Origin of the sequence: Candidatus Chloroploca sp. Khr17 (genome assembly GCF_004138165.1) — a bacterium.
Classification (GTDB): Bacteria; Chloroflexota; Chloroflexia; order Chloroflexales; family Chloroflexaceae; genus Chloroploca.
In genome coordinates this window covers 43,206-62,314 of sequence record NZ_RYFF01000026.1, presented here as the reverse complement: position 1 = coordinate 62,314, position 19,109 = coordinate 43,206, and the positions used below count along the sequence as shown (strand labels likewise).

The following is a 19,109-nucleotide window of genomic DNA, read 5'->3' as shown; positions in this document are numbered from 1 at the left end:
TCAATCCCGTAGCTTCTCGGCAAGGAGCCGATCGATCTCCTCGTCAGATAGATCTTCTAAGGCGTCAAGCATCGTGGTGACGTCGGTGTCACTGGTCGGCGCACTCACGTGGGTGGGATGCTCTTCGTCAGCGGTGGATGGCGTAGCAGGCAAGGCTTCGCTGGCAAGATAGGTTGTCATCGCAGCAACAGTCGGGTAGTCAAAAACCAGGGTGGCCGGCAGACGGCGCGGCAGGCCCAGGCCAGCGCCAAGCAGGTTGCGCAGCTCGACGGCCATCAGTGAGTCAAGACCAAGCGCACTCAGCGGCCTCTCGTCGTCGATGCGGGCAGCGGCGAGACCGAGCACCCGACCCGTGGTTTCGCGCACAAAATTGCGCAACAGATCAAGCCGACGATGGGGCGCAGCCTCGGCCAGTTGGCGGACAAGCTCGGGGTCGGTCGAGGTGCGCTCAGGTGTCGCTGTGGGTGCCTGGGCGCGCGACGTTGTGATAAATTCACGCAAGAAGGGGGACGGGTTGCCCCCAAAACGCTCAAGGAAGATAGGCCAGTTGATCGGGGTCACTCCTACCTGGGGCGGCGCAGCCTCGAGCATGCGGCCAAGCAAGGCAAGCCCCTGGGCAGGCGCAATCGCCCCAAGACCATGCGTGCCGATGCGCTCGACGGTACCCGTGCTAACGGCTGCCCCCACTTCGCTCCAGGCCCCCCAGTTGATGCTCAAGGCGGGCAGACCATCAGCCCGCCGGCGATGCGCCAGGGCATCGAGGTAACTGTTGGCCGCAGCGTGGTTGCTCTGGCCGGGTGAACCTAGCAGCGCCGCAGCCGACGAGTAGAGCACAAAGAAATCGAGGTGCTTGCCGACCGTCTGGGCGTGGAGGTGCATCGCGCCATCAACCTTGGGGGCGAGCGTATGGCGGAAGCGCGGCCAGGTTTGCTGGGTCACTGCGCCATCGTCGAGCACACCTGCCGCGTGGATGATGCCCCGAAGTGGCGGCATCTCAGCCTCAATGCGCGCCAGCGCACCAGCAACATCCCCGGCCTGCGCGACATCCCCGCTCACCGTCATCACCTGCGTGCCCATATGCGCGAGTTCCGCAAGCGTTGCCAGGGCCTCATCGCCAGCAGCACGACGGCCCATCAGCGCAAGATGGCGCGCACCGCGCTCGGCCAACCAGCGTGCGGTAAGCAAGCCAAGCCCGCTCAGGCCGCCTGTGATCAGATACGTCGCGTCGGCACTGATGGCAGCAGCAACACCCGTATTCGCGTGGGTCACAATCACCTTGCCGATATGGCGAGCCTGCGCCATAAAGCGGAAGGCAGCAGCGGCCTCTTCCAGCGGAAAGACGCGCAACGGCAACGGAGGTAGCTCACCGCGACCTACGCTATCAAGCACATCAAGCAAAAGCCTGCGGATCAGCGCCGGATCGCTGCGCGCCTCATCGCCCCAGTCGATCACATGGTAGGCAATCTGCCGGTCGAGACCGGCCACCTGGCTCGCCGTCAGATGATCACGCTTGCCAAGCTCCAGGAAGCGCCCACCCGCCCGCAGCAACTCCAGGCTGCGCGGCACAACATCCCCGGCAAGCGAGTTCAACACTAGGTCGACACCCTCGCCACCAGTGGCAGCACGTACGCCATCGGCAAAGTCGAGCGAGCGCGAGTCAAAGACATGTGTGACCCCAAGCGAGCGCACGTAGTCACGCTTGGCAGGGCTGCCAGCAGTCGCAAAGACCTCGGCACCTGCGCGCCGGGCCAGGTACACTGCGGCCATGCCAACCCCGCCAGCGGCAGCATGGATCAGCACCCGCTCTCCGGCCTGCATCCCACCAAGATGCTGCAACGCAAAGGCGGCGGTCACATAGGCGATAGGGATCGTCAGCGCTGCTTCGGCGCTCAGACTAGGTGGTCGCAAGGCCACAAGCTTGGCATCCACCGTGACGTAGCTACGGAAACTCCCACTTGCCAGAGCCACAACCTCGTCGCCGGGGTGCAATCCGGTAACGCCGCTGCCTACGGCGACGACCGTGCCTGCGCATTCGCTGCCGGGCTGACCTGGATCGCCCGGATACATGCCAAGCAGGTTGAGCACATCCTTGAAGTTGAGCCCTGTGGCCGCAACGCGAATCTCGACCTCACCTGGGCCGGGGGTACGCCGTGTCATTGGACGCAACACCAGATTGTCAAGCGTCCCTCGTTCGGTGATCACCAGTTCAACAGGCTGCGCATCAACGATCGTGGCCCCGATGGTCGCACGCCCAAGCCGTGCCGCCAGCCGCCTTGCGCCGCGCCGGGCCACCTGGGGCTCTTCGCCGCGCAGCACTTCATCAAACAACGCAGCGGCGGCATCAACGTCAGGAGCGGGATCGAGATCAACGCACACGACACGCAATTCGGGATGCTCAAGCGCGAGGGTTTTGCCGAAACCCCAGAGCATCGCCTGCATCGGCTCGACGGCAGTAGCGCCTGCCGGTGTGCCACCACGCGTTGCAAGCCAGAGCCGGCTGTTGACGCCTTCGCGCAGCATGGCCTGGGCCAGATGCAACGCCCCGCCAAGCAGCGCTTGCTGGTCAGCGACCAGGTTCGCCGACCCTTCGGCAAAAGCGGGTGCGTCAAGGGGCCAGAGATAGACCATGCCGTCCCAGCTATCCTGGTCAGGGCCGCTGCTCTCGTGCAAAAGTTGAGCAAGTTCGTCAGGCAACCCAGAGGCCGCATGGTCGTGCTCAGCGCTTTGCCGCGCCAGCAACGCCCTGCGGTAGAGCAAGGTAGCCCGCCCGCCCCCGGCGCGAACAAGCGACGCGAGGGCTGCGCCCACTCCGCCCTCATCAGCAAAGATTAACAAATCGGGACAATCGGCAGACGCAGCGAGAGTCTGCTGCGGGCCACGTGCCACCAGGATATGCTGGTATTCCAAGCCGGGAGGCACAGCCGAATCAGGGCCAGGCAGCGCCTCAGGGGCTTCGAGCCCAACCCCACGGAGCAGGCTCAACCAGCCTTCACGGCTCAGCAACGGGTAAGCCGGACGCAAGGCGCGGTCGGCAAACTTCCACCAACCTGACGTCAGGCCAAACGAAATGTCGATCCAACGCAACGGCGCCGTCATCTCCAGCAACAGCACCACGCCAGAGGGGGCAAGCAGTCGACGCAGATTGGCAAGGCTACGTTGGAGATCGGCGGTCGCGTGGATGACGTTGGCTGCGATCACCAGGTCAAAGCTGCCAGCAACAAAACCCTGGGCAAGAGGATCGGCCTCGATATCGAGCATCTGGTAGTCAACGAACGGATACGCGGCGAAGGTTTCGCGGGCGCGGGCCAGGAACAAGGGCGAGATATCGGTGAAGCAATAGCTCGTATGCGCAGGATCAAGGCGCGGCAGCACCGCCGACGTAGCGCCTCCGGTGCCTGCACCGATCTCCAGCACCCGCAGTGTTCGTCCTGTGGGCACGGCTGCCACAGCCGCCGCAACGGCCTCGGCGAGCAGCGAGGTGTAGGCACGGGCCAGCGGCGACTCGCGGTAGAGTTGCTCGGCAGTGGCAAGCGAGCCGCCGGGGAAGAGCAGTTGAAGGGGATCGACCGCGCCTCGCAGAGCATCGGCCAGCGCTTCGCCGCAACGCCGGGTCATCTCGATATCGCCACGAGCGGCAGGAAAGCGGGCAACAAGAGTCTCGGCCCGACCCTGGGTATCGCTGACCTGAGGCACCGCAACAACCTCCCAGCCGCCGTCTGCCGAACGAAGCAAGCCCTCTTCGGCGAGAATGGTCAGGAACCGCCCAAGCAGTTCGTGATACGGCGCTGCCACCCCAAGCATGCGTGCCAATGCGGCCGTTGTGAAGCGCTCGCCGGGCGCAGGCTGCCAGCCACATGCCATCAGCGCACGCACAATATAATCGCCAGCCAGCGCCTCAAGCGCGGGGGTGAGGGCGCTGTAGTGCGCAAGGTTCAACTCGGCATCAAGCAGGCCCAACCGGGCAACAGCAGCGGTTGCGACAACGGCTGGCGCTGCCAACAATGTCGCCGCCGGGGCAAGCGTAGCGGTAACAGCGAGTGGTTGCCAAGCCACCTCGTAGAGCCAATCATCGGGGGTACCATAGCCAGAGCGGTGCAGGCTAACCGCCTCGGCGCGCTTGAGTCGCAATCCATCAAGCTCGGCAAGCAGCGTGCCATCCTCGTTGAAGAGACGCACCATGCCGGCCAGGGTTTCCCGCCGCCCCGCCCCGCCCTCGCTTGGCAAGAGCCGGGCGTGAGCCACGGCACGAGCACCCGTTGGCCCATAGATCCTCAGGTGATCAAGCGCAATCGGCAGATATGTCGCCTCGTTCTCAGGCAAGGCGATGGCAAGCAGTTGCAGGCACGCATCAAGCAGCGCAGGGTGCAGCAGGTACCGTCCGGCATCGGGCAACTCGCCCTCGGGCAAGGCCAACGCGCCGACAGCCTCACCATTGCCACGCCAGATCTGGCGCACCGCCTGGAGACTCGGCCCAAGGCTGAGGCCGTGCGCTGCCAGGGCCGCGTAGTGCGTGGCGGGAGCGACCTCGTCAGGGCAGCGCTCACGGGCGGCAACAAGGGTCGCCTGGTCGGCACCAGTTTCAAGCGCCCCGTCGAACAATGAGCCAACCGGACGCGGCAGGGCCGTCACCGTAGCATGCAGGCTCCATGCTTGCTCGTTCTCACCCTGACTCAAAATCTCAATCGTGGCACCAGTCCCATCAGGGGTAACAACCGTCTGGACAATCCGCGGTCCATCGGCCTCCATACCAAGTGGCGCATGGATGACGACATCATCGAGCGCGGGCAAGGTAGCCTGCAAAGCAGCGCGTGCGGCAGCAAGTGCCAACTCGACAAAGGCTGCGGCAGGCAGAATGGTTGTTGTGAAAACACGATGCTCATCAAAGTAGGCCAGATCGCCGGAGGCCAGCACCTGCTCGAACTGGATCTGCCGTAGCGCCGAGCGCAGCCGCCGCCCCAGCAACGGATGGTCGTCACTACGCCGAGCGCTTCGATGCTCGCGCTCGTGAAAGCCATATTTGAGCGCCCCGCGGCGCGGTGCCACCCAGTAACGCTCGCGTTCAAACGGGTACGTAGGCAGGCTAAGCTTGTGGCGAGCATAGGCGCGATCAAAGCCAACCCAGTCGATCGTTGCGCCAGAGGTATAGGCGTCAGCCAGGCTTGCAAGCAATACCTGCCAATCGTCACGGCCCTTGCGCAACGAGGGGAGCCACGTGCCCGTGTCTGGTGGAAGCACGGTCTGGGCGATGCTGAGCAGCGTCGGGTGCGGGCCAATTTCAAGGAAGATGTCGCAGCCAAGACGAGCCAGTTGCTCGACGCCCTCGGCAAAACGCACCGGCTCGCGGGCGTGGCGCCGCCAGTAGGCCGGGGTCGTGATTTCGTTGCCAACAGCGCCACCACTGAGGTTCGAAAGCAAGCGGAGTCGCGGTGGGTTCAGCGTAACGCTGGCCGCCGCCTGCTCAAGCTCAGCGAGCATTGGTTCAAGCAGCGCTGAATGGAATGCGTGCGAGACATTCAGGCGCTGCGCACGAACACCTGCCGCAGTGAAACGCTCGATAAGCGTCACCACCGCAGCTTCCGGCCCAGCAATGACCAGGTGCTCCGGGCCGTTATACGCCGCCACAACGACACCGCCACCATGCGCGGCTACGGCAGCCTCAACCGTGCTCGCAGGCGCAAAAATAGCGGCCATCGCCCCACCGGCAGGCAAAGCACCCATCAGCCGCCCACGGGTGGCAACAAGAGCCAGGCCATCCTCCAGCGACAGCACACCGGCGACAATAGCAGCCGCATACTCGCCGACGCTATGGCCAAGCAGCGCAGCAGGCTCCACGCCCCAACTGCGCCACAGTTCGGCAAGCGCAACCTCAAGCGCAACCAGCACAGGCTGCGTAAAGGTTGTCTGGTCAAGCAGTTGAGCCGCTGCGCTGCCGGGTTCGGCGAAGAGTATCTCGTGCAGCGGACGGTCGAGATGGCGGGCAAGGATCGCTGCGCAACGGTCAAGCGCGGCACGAAACACCGGCTGCGTCTGGTACAAGCCACGGCTCATACCGGCATACTGCGAACCCTGCCCGGTAAAGAGAAAGGCAACCCGAGGCGGATCAGTGCGCTCGGCGTGGCGGGCAACAAGGCCAGCGGCAACCTCGCCGCGTGCGTATGCCTCCAGCGCAGCAGCGGCAGCGGCGCTATGCTCAGCCACAACCGCTAAGCGATGGGCAAAGTGGCTTCGCCCACTATTCGCCGTCCAGGCCGCGTCCGCAAGAGGCGGCGCATCGGCGGCAGAAAGGGTCGCGGCGTAGCTCGTCGCCAACGAACGCAACGCCGACGCACTCTTTGCCGCAAGCGCCAAGAGATGCACGGGGCGCTCCTTGGCCTCGGGCTGCGGCGAAACGGGAAGCGCCGGCTCGCGAGCAGGGGCCGCCTCGAGCACCAGGTGGACATTGGTGCCACTAAAGCCGAACGAACTGACACCCGCCACCAGCGGCGCCGCCGTTGGCCATGGTTCCAGCGCCGTTGGCACACGGAGCGGCAACTCGTCCCAGGCAACATGCGGGCTTGGCGTAACAAAATGCAGACTCGCCGGAATATGGCGATGGCGCAACATCAACACCAGCTTGATCAAGCCCGCCATGCCAGCCGTCGCCTCGAGATGGCCGATATTTGTCTTGATCGAGCCAACAACCAGCGGGCGGGTCTCTGGGCGTGCCGGGCCAAAAACAGCCCCGAGCGCCTGCAGTTCAATCGGATCACCAAGCGACGTTCCCGTCCCGTGCGCTTCAACATAGCTCACCTCAGCAGGCGCAAGACGCGCATCGGCCAGGGCCGCCCGGATAACCGCCTCCTGCGCAGGACCATTGGGGGCCGTCAACCCGCTGCTCGCCCCGTCCTGATTCGCTGCCGAGCCGCGGATCACGGCCAGCACCGGATCGCCATCAGCCAGGGCGTCACTCAGGCGTTTGAGCACCAGCGCCGCCACACCCTCGCCACGCACAAAGCCATCGGCGCGGGCATCGCCGAACTTGCAACGAGCGTCGGGCGCAAGCATCTGATACTTCGAGAGCGTAATCGAGTTCTCGGGCGACAGGATCAGGTTCGCGGCCCCAGCAATTGCCGTGCGGCACTCGCCGACCCGCAGGCTCTGCACCGCAAGATGAACCGCGACCAGCGACGACGAACAGGCCGTATCCACGGTCAGACTCGGGCCTTGCAGGCCAAGCACATACGAGATCCGACCCGAGGCAATGCTGTCGGCGACCCCCGAGGCAAAGTAGGCATCCAGACCATCAAGACCACGGGCAGCCAGATGGACGGAACGATAATCGCCAGTGGTCAGGGCAACAAAGACGCCAGTCGGGCTGCCCATCATGCGGCTCGGTGCCAAACCAGCGCGCTCGAGGGCTTCCCAGGTTACTTCGAGCAACAGGCGCTGCTGAGGATCCATCGCCGCCGCCTCACGTGGGGCAAGGCCAAAAAACTGTGGATCAAACCGATCAACCTCACGCAGGAAGCCGCCCTCGCGCTGCGTCATCTTGCCAGGCGCACCGGGATCGGGATCGAAATAGGCCTCAACATCCCAACGCTCGGGCGGGATTGCGCCAATCGCGTCTGTGCCAGCACAGAGCAACTGCCACAACGCTTCAGGGGTTGATGCACCGGGAAAGCGCAGACCGAGGCCAACAAGCGCAATTGGCTCGCGCCGTGCATGTTCAGTTGCTTCAAGCCGGGCCTGAAGCTCCTCGATGGCAAGGAAAGCCCGCTTGAGCGGCGAAAGCTGCGTGCTCTGCTCTGTTACATTGCTCATTGATTTCCCTGAAACTCAGCAAGTCGCTTCAACAACATAGCCTCTACCTCTTCATCAGAAAGATCGGCGATCGCTTCGGCGCTGACGGCAGCAGCGGTTGGCGTGGGTATGGGCTGCGATGGCTGGACGGCCTCGTCGCCGGTGACGAGATGGTCGAGATACCTGGCGATGCCGGCAATGGTTGGATAGTCAAAGACCAGCGTGGCCGGAAGTTTGCGTGGCAGTTCAAGACTCTGCCGTAGCACGTTGCGCAACTCGACCGCCATCAGCGAGTCAAAGCCCAGGTCAAGCAGCGGTTGTTCCCGTTGGAGTGAGCGCGGGTTGGCAATGCGGAGTACGCGGGCAATGGCATGGCGTACCAGATCAACCAGCAGATCGTGGCGCTCGTCAGGCAAGGCTGCCTCAAGGGCAGCCCGCAACTCGGCACCAACCAGTACCGGGGTTGCTGCTGCCACCGCTGTGTCACCGTAGCTCGTGGCAAGCGGCACAACAGTGCGCACGTCGCGCGCCTCGCCAGGGTTCCGGGCAATGATGACATGCTGACCCAACACCGCCGTGGCTTGCTCACGACCGGGAAGGGCCAGCACCTCGGCAAAACCTGCCGCCGCCAGGGCGCTGGCCCAGGTATCGGCAGCGAGCAGCGGATTGTCACTGCGCCAATCGTCCTCAAAACGCTGCCACCCTTCGATCAAGGCGGTCGTAAGATCGAACCAGTGCGGATGGCTGGTAGCTTCATAAAGCACCAACGTGCCTCCGGGAGCCAGCAGCGAGCGCACATGGCGCAGGGTTGCATCGAGATCGCGGGTTGCGTGCAGGACGTTGGAGGCCACGATGAGATCATAGCCTTCGGCAAGCAGGCCCTGTGTGCCAGGCGGTTGCTCGATGTCGCAGCGCACGTAGTGGACAAACGGATAGGCTACGAAACGCTCGGCGGCGCGGGCAAGGAAAAAGTCGGAGACGTCGGTAAAGGTGTAGCTGGTGCGCTCGGGGGGCAGCACGGGCAGCAGATCCGCAGTGGTGCCACCAGTGCCAGCCCCGATCTCAAGCACGCGAAGCTGCCCCTCGGGGCGCGCATGCACCGCAGCAAGCACAACGGCCCGCACGATGCGGTTGAAATAGCGCGCAACCGCCCACTCGTGATAGAGAAAATCTACCGTCACGTATGAGCCATCCGGAAAGAGCGTCGTCAACGCGCTCTCTTCACCAGTGATCACGGCAGCAAGCCGCTCGCCGCAACGACATACATAATCAAGCAGCGGGAGCGTATCGGCAAACACCGTTGCAGCTGTCGCCAGCAGGCTGCCGAGTGGCGGCTCGGTCAGCGGGCCGTCGGCAACAAAACGCTCCTCGTTCTCGCGGCGTAACAGCTTTGCCGTGGCGAGACCATCGAGCCAGCGGGCCAGGAGGCGTTCGTAGGTGGGTACAATGCGGTGATGCTCAACCAGTTCGGCAACCGTGTGCGTCTCGCCGGCGCGGGTAAAGAGGCCCAGGCTGCGCAAGGCGCGCACAATGTAGGCGTCGGCAAGCTGATCCAGCAGGGCCCAGCGCTCGCCATAGGTCTCCACGCGCAAATCAAGCGGCCCCTGCTCAGCCTGGGCCAGCGCTGCCGCAGCAATGACGGGCCAGGGTTCAACCGCATGGTTGCGCTGCGTCGCACGCGTCGCAACCGCCCAGTAGCGGTCGTTCTCCCATGGGTACGTCGGCACACTCAATGTCTGCCGACCATAAGGTCGATCAAAAGCCCGCCAGTCCACCTGCACGCCAGCCACAGCGAGTGCCGCGAGGCCACCAAGGATCTGCGCCCACGGCTCGGTGTCACGGTGCAGCGACGGCACCCAGACCCCACTCGCGTCGGGCCAACCAGACTGCCCAAGCTTGAGCAAAGTCGGGTGCGGGCCGATCTCAACAAAAGTGCGATAGCCTTCCCTATAGAGCGTATCAAAGACCGTAGCAAAACGCACTGGCTCGCGCAGATGACGTCGCCAATAGCGCGGACTCGTGATCGCAGCGTCGACCATCGCCCCGGTTAAACTGGACACCAGGCCGATCTGAGGCTCACTCAGACGCACCTCTGCCGCACTGCGCTCGAATGCATCAAGGATCGGCTCAACCAGGGGTGAGTGCGCTGCAATACTTATGTCAAGTTTGCGATACTCATCGGGGGTCACCTCCAGGGCGGCAAGCACCGCACGCACCGCGTCACGCTGCCCTGAAATCACGGTTGTCTCGGGGCCATTGATCGCGGCGATGCCTACGCGGTCTGCATATGGAACCACCGCCTGCGCAACACGTGCCTCGTCGGCAAAGATCGCCACCATCTCGCCCTCGGCGGGCAAGGTCTGCATCAGTCGACCACGGGCCGCAATCAGGCGCAGACCGTCTTCAAGGCTAAGCACACCCGCCACAACAGCGGCAACATACTCGCCAGCGCTGTGCCCGGCAACCACAGCCGGCCGCACACCCCAGGCCTGCCAGAGCTCGGCCAGGGCGTATTGGAGCGCGAACAGGGCTGGTTGAGCGTAGCGCATGCTGTCAAGCAGCGTGCCATCACCAAAGAGAATGTCGCGCAGCGGGCGATCAATTTCGCTGCGCAGCAACTCGTCGCAACGATCAAGTGCATTCCGAAAGACGGGTTGTGTCTCGTCGAGCGAGCGGCCCATCCCTACATAGTGCGAGCCGTGCCCGGTGAAGAGAAAGACGACCTCGGGCGCGCTACCGGCGGGACTATGCCCAACCGCCAGGCCCTCGGCAGCACCACCCACAAACGCCTCAAGCCGTTCACGCATCGTTGCACTGTCAGGGGCCACGATCGCCAGGCGATGCTCAAGTTGCGCCCGCCCGCAGTTGGCACTAAAAGCTACGTCAGCGAGGTGCTGCTCGGGATGCATTGCCAGGTGCGCAGCATAGCGCCGGGCTAACTCGTGCAACGCTCGCTCGCTTTTTGCCGCGATCGTCATCAGATGCAAGGGACGCTCGGGTGCAGTCGTGGGCTTCGCGATAGGCGCGGGGGCCTCCTCGATGATGACGTGGGCATTGGTGCCACTAAAGCCGAACGAACTCACTCCTGCGATGCGACGACCCTCGGTGTGCCATTCTTGCCGCATGGTCGGTACACGGAGCGGCAACTCGTCCCAGCGGATATGCGGGCTCGGTGTGACAAAATGCAGGTTGGGAACAAACTCGCGGTGGTGCAGCATCAGCACAGCTTTGATCAGGCCAGCAACCCCTGCCGCCGCCTCGAGGTGCCCAATGTTCGTTTTGGCCGAACCAATGACAAGCTCCTCCCGCGGATCACGCCCCGCACCAAACACGCTGCCAAGGGCCTGCACCTCAATCGGGTCGCCGAGTGAGGTGCCAGTGCCGTGGGCTTCAACATAGCCAACCGCACTGGGGGCAATGCCTGCATCGGCCAGGGCCGCCCTGATGACCGCTTCCTGCGCGGGGCCATTAGGCGCAGTAAGCCCGCTACTTCGCCCATCCTGGTTCACTGCCGAACCACGGATCACCGCCAGCACGCGGTCGCCAGCGGCCAGCGCGTCACTCAGGCGCTTGAGCACAACGATAGCGCAGCCCTCGCCACGCACATAGCCGTCAGCGGCAGCATCAAACGTCTTGCAGCGACCGTCGGGTGCCAGCATGCCGGCCTTCGAGAAGGTGATGTTGATCTCTGGTGTGAGAATGAGATTGACGCCCCCAGCCAGGGCCAGATCGCACTCATGGCTACGCAGGCTACGCACCGCCAGATGTACCGCGACCAGCGACGAAGAACAGGCCGAGTCGACCGCCATGCTTGGCCCGCGCAGGCCCAACAGGTACGAGATGCGGCCAGCCGCGATGCTCGCACTATTGCCTGTCGCCAGGTACACATCAAGCAGTTCGGGGTCATTTGCCAGCATCCGCATATAGTCGCTGTTGCTCAAGCCAACAAAAACCCCGGTGGCACTGCCGTCGAGCCTGTCGGGAGCCTGGCCGGCATGCTCCAGCGCCTCCCAGGCCACCTGGAGCAACAAGCGCTGCTGGGGATCCATCTGGCTAGCCTCGCGTGGGGCAATGGCAAAAAAGTGTGGCGCAAATTGATCGATCCCCTCCAGAAACGCTCCATGGCGTGTGGTCATTTTGCCAGGTGCTTCAGGGTCGGCATCGTAGTATTGCTCAAGATCCCAGCGATCAGCTGGAATCGGGCCGACTGCGTCCCCTCCTTCACTCAGGAGCGACCAGAAGGCGTCGGGTGTCGTGCAACCACCAGGAAAACGCAAGCCCATCCCCACGAGGGCAATCGCTTCACGCCCGCTCTGCTCAAGCGCGGCCACACGCTCCTTCAGGGCGCGGATTTCGATGATCGCCCGTTTCAGCGGCGAGAGGTTTTCGGTGGCCGACTCGTTCACACTCATAGATGCTTGCCTTCAGGCGCGGAAACCCGCACCGTTTACGGGCGGGAGGAAGCGCTCTGCTTCAGCCCGCTTCAGCGTACGCTTGCTCGGGCATGCGAATACTGGTATACTACGCTCAGATGTGCGAAGGCACTCGTGGTGCGCACCACGAGCAACGGTTTGCACGTTTCCAACTGAGCCTTCGGGGGTTCTGGCAGGCAACCCGCTGCCAGGTAAAAGGTTCACGGTCTGCGCCACGCACGACACCTTTCGTTGTGCAGGGCCAGGGAAAGCGGAAAGATGAAAGACGAAAGCTGAAACATGGATCATTTTTCATCTTTCATCTTTCCGCTTTCATCTTTCCCCCGGCCTCTTGTGCTGCGCCACCTTCGGGTGGAGGAGCGAGCACAAGCCCAATCGTTCACGATTGGGTATCTGACCGCTCCTCCCTCAATCCATCTAGTTCGGCCAACAACAACGCTTCTGCCTCCTCATCAGTGAGTTGTTCGAGATCGGCAATGCGATCATCAATCACGACGGCTTTGTCAACCGGCGCTACCTCTGGCTGGGACGACGGTGCGAGCACTGTTTCCAAAAAGCTTGTCAGCGCCGCGATCGTTGGGTAATCAAAGAGCAAGGTCGTGGGCAGCGTGCGCCCGACAGCGCCGCCAAGGCTGTTGCGCAATTCGACTGCCATCAGCGAGTCGAGCCCGATCTCGCCCAGTGGTTGCCGTGGATCAACGACGGTGGCGGGCGCAAGCCCAAGAATGCGTCCGGCGTGCTCGCGCACCACGTTGCGTAACAGGGTCTGTCGGTTGCCGGGGGCGGTCTTCGCCAGACGCGCCACAAGGCTCTCGCTATCAGCCGACGAACTCGATGCAGCACGTGATCCAGGCGCGGCATCCACTAGCTCGCGGAATAATGACGGCAGCGCGTTGCCTCCAAACTGATGCCCAAAGGTGCTCCAGTTCACGGGCAATGCGGCAAGTTGGGGTGCTCCAGTTGCGATAGCCGCTGCCAGCAGACGCATACCTGTGTCCGGCGTGATCGTGCGCAAACCTTGATCAAGCAGGCGTTGTCGCTGACGCTCGCCTAGCGCAGCCGCCATGCCCACCTCGCCCCACATGCCCCAGTTGATGCTCAGCGCTGGCAAGCCACGCGCCATGAGTGTGTGGGCCAGGCTGTCGAGATAGGCGTTCGCCGCAGCGTAGGTCGCCTGCCCAGGCGTGCCGAGCAACGCCGCACCTGCCGAGAAGAAGACGAGCCAGTCGAGATCACGGCCCGCGACCAGCCGCCCAAGTGCCTCGGCTCCGGCGACTTTCGGCGCAAGCACGGCCTCGGCACGCGCCCAGGTCTGCTGCGCCACCAGGCCATCGTCAAGCACCCCGGCGGCATGGATGACGCCCCGCAGAGGCGGCAAGGTGGCGTCGATGCGCGTCAGCAACGCACCCAGCGCTTCCTCATCGGCAATGTCGGCCTGGGCAACAAGCACCTCTGCCCCCGCTGCAACAAGCTCGGCAACAGCGGCCTCGGCGGCTGGTGACGGGGCACGCCTGCCAACCAGGGCGAGATTGCTCGCCCCGGCTTCGACCAGCCCGCGGGCCACCGTCAGACCGAGCCCACCGAGCCCGCCGGTAATCAGGTAGGTGCCATCGGCGCGGGTCAGGGGCCGCTGCTGCCCTGGGGTGAGCACAACCTTGCCGATGTGGCGCGCCTGGGCCATGTGGCGCAGAGCGGCATCAGCGTCCTCAAGCGCAAAGGCGCGCAGCGGCAAGGGTTGTAGCGTGCCAGCGGCAAACTCGTTGGTCAACTGCACCAGCAGATCACGTACCAGTGCGGGTTCGCGCTCGCACACGTCGCCGAGATAGATGATGTGATAAACAAGCGCACGCCCTAGCGCAGCCACCTCGGCAGGCTCCCAGATATCGCGCTTGCCGATCTCCAGGAAACGCCCACCATCACGCAGCACGCCCAGACTAGCGGGAATAAACTCGCCGCTCAGCGCATTGAGCACCACATCAACCCCCGCACCGTCAGTTGCCGCACGTATATCGTCGGCAAAACGAAGCGAGCGCGAGTCAAAGACGTGATGCACGCCAAGCGAGGTGAGCAAGGCACGCTTGGCGGGGCTGCCCGCCGTGCCGATCACCTCGGCACCTGCCCGCAGCGCAAGTTGCACCGCCGCCAGGCCAACACCTCCCGCCGCAGCATGAATGAGCACGCGCTCGCCAGCCTTGAGGTCAGCCAGGGTGCGCAGGGCGTACGCGGCGGTGGCAAAGGCAATGGGTATCGTCGCAGCCTCGGCGAAGCTCATGCCAACTGGCTTTGGCAATGTATGGGCCGCCCGCGCTACCGCAAATGTGCCAAGACAATCAAACGCAATCGCCAACACAGCATCGCCAACCGCCACGTCATACACATCTGCGCCCACAGCCTCGACCGTGCCGGCACACTCATTCCCCAGGCCGCCAGCCTCGCCAGGGTACATGCCGAGCACATTCAGCACATCGCGAAAATTCAGACCCGCCGCGTAAACACGGATCACCACCTCGCCCGGCCCTGGTTCTGGCCGGTCTACAGGCTTGAGCGTCAGCCCTTCGAAGGTGCCGCGCTTGGTCACCTCCAGGCGCACAGGGGGAACGTCGGCCGCTTGCCTGGGCACCAACCGCGCCGCCAGCCGTTCGCCTGCACGCAAAGCCACCTGATCTTCGTCACCTGCGCCGAGCAACTCGGCCACGAGCAGAGGCAGCATGCCCGCAGGATCGGTTGGGTCAAGGTCAATGCACCTGAAGCCTGACGCGGGATGTTCGCGTGCGGCCACCCGCGCAAAACCCCAGATCGTCGCGGCGGCAGGCTCAACCAACTCGGCGGCAGATGCCGCCTGCGCCCCAACCGTGACGAGCCACAGCGGAGGCGCGCCAGCTTCAACAAGCGCCTGGGCAAGGTTGAGCGCACCACCAAGGATCGTGCGCTGATCGTTGGCACTGCCGTCAGCCAGATACACAACCCCTCGCAACGCGCCCATAGCAACAACGGCTGCAACCAACTCACGCACCTGAGTTGGCTCGGCAAGATCCGCGTGCCAATGCCCAACTCTCACCTGCGCCAGGGTAGCCGCAGGCGTGACAAGCGTATACGTCGCGTCGGCCCTCGCAAGTTCGCCAACAAGGCGCTCGCCCAGTTCACCCGCGCCGCCAACAATCAGCCAGTGACCTGGCTGATCTGCGGCAACCGCAGGGGGCATACTGCGCCATGCAACCTCATACAGCCAGTTGGTAACTGCCGTCGGCTGTGGCGCAAAAGCAGCCTGGCGGGCTCGTTTGAAGACAATCCGGTCAGCCTTGGCAACAAGCCGCCCATCACGATCAAAAAGGTGTAGCCGTGTGGCAAGCGTCTCGGCACCCTCAGCCTCATCGCCAAACTGGATCGCGCTCCACAAAACAGCATCAGGGCGACCGCAAAAGCAAAAGCCTTCCACACTGATGGGCAGATAGAGCCGATCACTGTCAGCGGGAAGCGCCGCACCAACGACCTGCAAGCAGGCATCCAAGAGAGCAGGGTGAAAGCGATAGCGCCCAGCCTCACCTGCAATCACGTGCGGCAGGCGGATCATCGCGAGCGCCGCATGATCGCCGCGCCATACGCGCTCGATCCCGCAGAAAGCCGGGCCATAGCCCATGCCCATCGCCACAAAGGCGTCGTAGAGCATGCCAACGCTGATCTCATCGGGGCAGACGGCCTTGGCCGCAGCAAGGGTAACTTCAGGTTCGGTGGTTGGCACCAGATCGCGTAACAAGCTCCCCGATGCGTGAGTCAACCACGGCTCGTCAGTGGCACCCTGGCTAACGACTTCGAACTTGACCCCTTGCTCAGCATCGCGTAGTACCACCTGCACCGTGCGCGTCATTTCGTCGGTCAGCGCAAGCGGCCGCTGCACAAGCATCTCGGCAATGGCATACCCAGGCCCAAACGCATGCTCAACGGCCGCCAAGACCTGCTCGATATAGGCTGTCGCCGGAAAGACCGGTGTTCCATAAACACGGTGGCCGTCGAGCAGCGGCAGACGCTCAAGACTCAGCGCAAGCTCAAAAACCTGCGCTGCCAGTACGGGCGAGCGCAAACGCCGATCAAGCAGCGGGTGGATCTGCTCGGCCATTGGCATCCCCGACGAGCGTTTCGGCAGACTGATCCAGTAGCGTTCATGCTGGAATGGATAGGTGGGCAACGCAAGAGAGCGGCTACTCGCCCCGGCGGTAACCGCACGCCAATCAGGGCTGACGCCAGCACCATAGAGCATGCCGAGCGCCTTGAGCATCGTGTAGAGATCGTCGGCCCCGGCGCGCAGCGAGGGAACCCAGACAGCAGCAGCATCGGGCAGGCAGCGACTGCCCGCCGCCGCAAGGATAGGCGCAGGCCCTACCTCGATAAACAGGGTACAACCAAGCTGATGCAGCGCCTGAACACCCGCTGCAAATTGCACTGGCTCACGTAGGTGCCGTCGCCAATAGGTCGCATCGGGCGCACGCTCGTTTGACCACACCGCACCAGTCAGGTTCGCGCCAAGGGCAAGCCGCGGTGGGCGAAAGCTGATCGACCGGGCTTCCTGCTCAAACGCCGCCAGGATCGGCTCCATCAGCGGCGAATGAAACGCGTGCGACGTCACCAGGCGGCGGGTCTTGACACCCTCGGCGGCAAAGGCTGCGCAGATCACCTCGACCGCAGCCTCTTGCCCAGAGATGACCGCATGCTCTGGCTCATTCACCGCCGCGATCGTGACACGATCACCAGAGCTAGCCAGAGCACTGCGTACACGTTCAGGCGTCGCAAAGATCGCAGCCATGGCACCGCCAGCAGGCAGACTGCCCATCAAACGGCCACGCGCCGCCACCAGACGCAAGCCGTCCTCCAGGCTCATCACACCGGCAACCACGGCAGCGACATACTCGCCAAGGCTATGGCCGAGCACCGCCGCAGGCGTGATCCCCCACGAGCGCCAGAGTTCGGCGACAGCGTACTCGAGGGCAAAAAGCGCCGGTTGCGTATAGGCCGTCTGATCAAGCAAGGCCGCTGCCTCGCTCCCTTCACCAAAGATCACCTCACGCAGATCATGCGCAAGCTCAGGGCGCAAAAGTTCGGCACAGCGATCAAGCGTCGCACGCACGATCGGCTCGGCCTCATAAAGCCGCCGCCCCATCCCAAGATACTGCGCTCCCTGGCCGGTGAAAAGCAAGGCAACCTTCGGCGTCGTGGCCCGGTCTATCCGCCCTGCATACACGCCCTGAGGCATCTCACCAGCAGCAAACCCCGCAAGCTGTTCACGCAATTCCGTTGTCGTCGCTGCCACAAAGCTGGCCCGCTCGGCAAAATGCGTGCGGCTCCGGCTCGCTGCTGCACAGAGATCAGCCAGATCCACCGAACTGCGCGCCAGCAACGTAGCATAGCGTGCCGCTAGTTCCCGCAACGCTACAGGCTCTCGCGCTGAAAGCGGGAGCAACTGCACCGGACGTGCCTCGCTCGGCGCTTCAGGCTCCGCCACAACCGGGGGTTCCTCCAGGATGACGTGGGCATTGGTTCCACCAAAACCAAACGAACTGACCCCCGCCAGGCGCGGGCCATCCCCAGACGGCCACGGACGCGCCATTGTTGGTACCTGCACGCCGAGTTGCGCAAAGGCAATGTGCGGGTTAGGCTGGGTGAAATGCAGGCTCGGCGGAATCACGCGATGCTTCAGCGCCAGCGCAGCTTTGACCAGGCCCGCGATGCCGGCCCCGGCCTCAAGGTGCCCAATATTCGCCTTGACTGAGCCAACAAGCAGGGGGCGATCAGCCGGGCGTCCCACGCCGAGCACCGTGCCCAGGGCCTGCAATTCAATTGGATCACCAAGCGCAGTGCCCGTGCCATGCGCCTCTACATAGCTCACCTCGTGGGCAGTGACCCGCGCATCAGCCAGCGCCGCCCGCAACATCGCCTGCTGAGCCACGCCATTCGGCACCGTCAAGCCACTGCTATAGCCATCCTGGTTCACCGCCGAGCCACGGATGAGCGCATAGATCGGCAGATCCTCGGCAAGCGCACGTCGAAGCGGCACGAGCACCAGCATCACAACGCCTTCGCCACGCACATACCCATCAGCCTGCGCATCACCAAACTTGCAGCGCCCGTCAGGCGCAAGAAATTTGTTCAGGCTGATCGAAATGTCAGGCGCCAGGAGCACATTTGACCCACCAACCAGCGCCAGGTCACACTCCCGATGGCGCAGGCTCCGCACAGCCTGATGCACCGCAACAAGCGATGACGAGCACGCCGTATCGATCGCCATGCTCGGGCCATGCAGATTCAACACATACGAGAGTCGATTCGCCGTGATGCACAGCACATTGCCCGACGTCATGTAGGTGTCGATCAGCGTCGGATCGGCAGCCTGGGCCGGTACCTGAAGCCGCCCATAGTCGTTGAGACCAATCCCAATAAAAACACCGGCATTGCTGCCCGCCAGTCGCCCTGGAACAATCGTCGCATCTTCCAGCGCTTCCCACGCCGTCTCAAGCACGAGGCGCTGCTGGGGATCCATCGACGCGGCCTCGCGAGGTGAGATCCCAAAGAAATGCGGATCAAATTGATCGACTCCCTCAAGAAAGCCGCCAAAGCGCGTCGGTATCTTGCCGGGAACATCTGGTTCCGATGACCAATAGGCCTCGTTATCCCAACGATCCACTGGCACTTCCGCGATGGCGTCGCGTCCTGTGCGTAACAATTCCCAGTACGCCATAGGCTCAGTGACGCCACCCGGCAGACGGCAGCCGATACCGACGATCGCGATCGGCTCGCGCCCGGCCTGCTCTACTTCATCTACGCGCGCCCGTAGCTTGCGCAGAGCCACCAGCGCGCGCTTGAGTTGCTCGAGATCGGCGGCGTGTTCCGGGGTCATCGTCATGCCCT

3 protein-coding genes are annotated in these 19,109 nt (G+C 63.7%); all 3 read right to left on the bottom strand.

The window, feature by feature from the left end; translation table 11 throughout:
* Positions 1-7,800 (bottom strand): type I polyketide synthase, encoded by a 7,800-nt coding sequence (locus tag EKD05_RS15450; RefSeq protein WP_129674294.1) that lies wholly within the window; start codon positions 7,798-7,800, stop codon positions 1-3.
* Positions 7,797-12,191, bottom strand: coding sequence for a type I polyketide synthase (locus EKD05_RS15445; RefSeq protein WP_129674292.1), 4,395 nt, complete (start codon positions 12,189-12,191; stop codon positions 7,797-7,799). Before EKD05_RS15445 ends, EKD05_RS15450 begins: the two co-directional genes overlap by 4 nt.
* Positions 12,192-12,591: 400 nt before the next feature.
* A complete protein-coding gene (locus EKD05_RS15440; RefSeq protein ID WP_129674290.1) occupies positions 12,592-19,104 on the bottom strand; it encodes a type I polyketide synthase in 6,513 nt (2,170 codons plus the stop codon).
* Between the last annotated feature and the right edge of the window lie 5 nt (positions 19,105-19,109).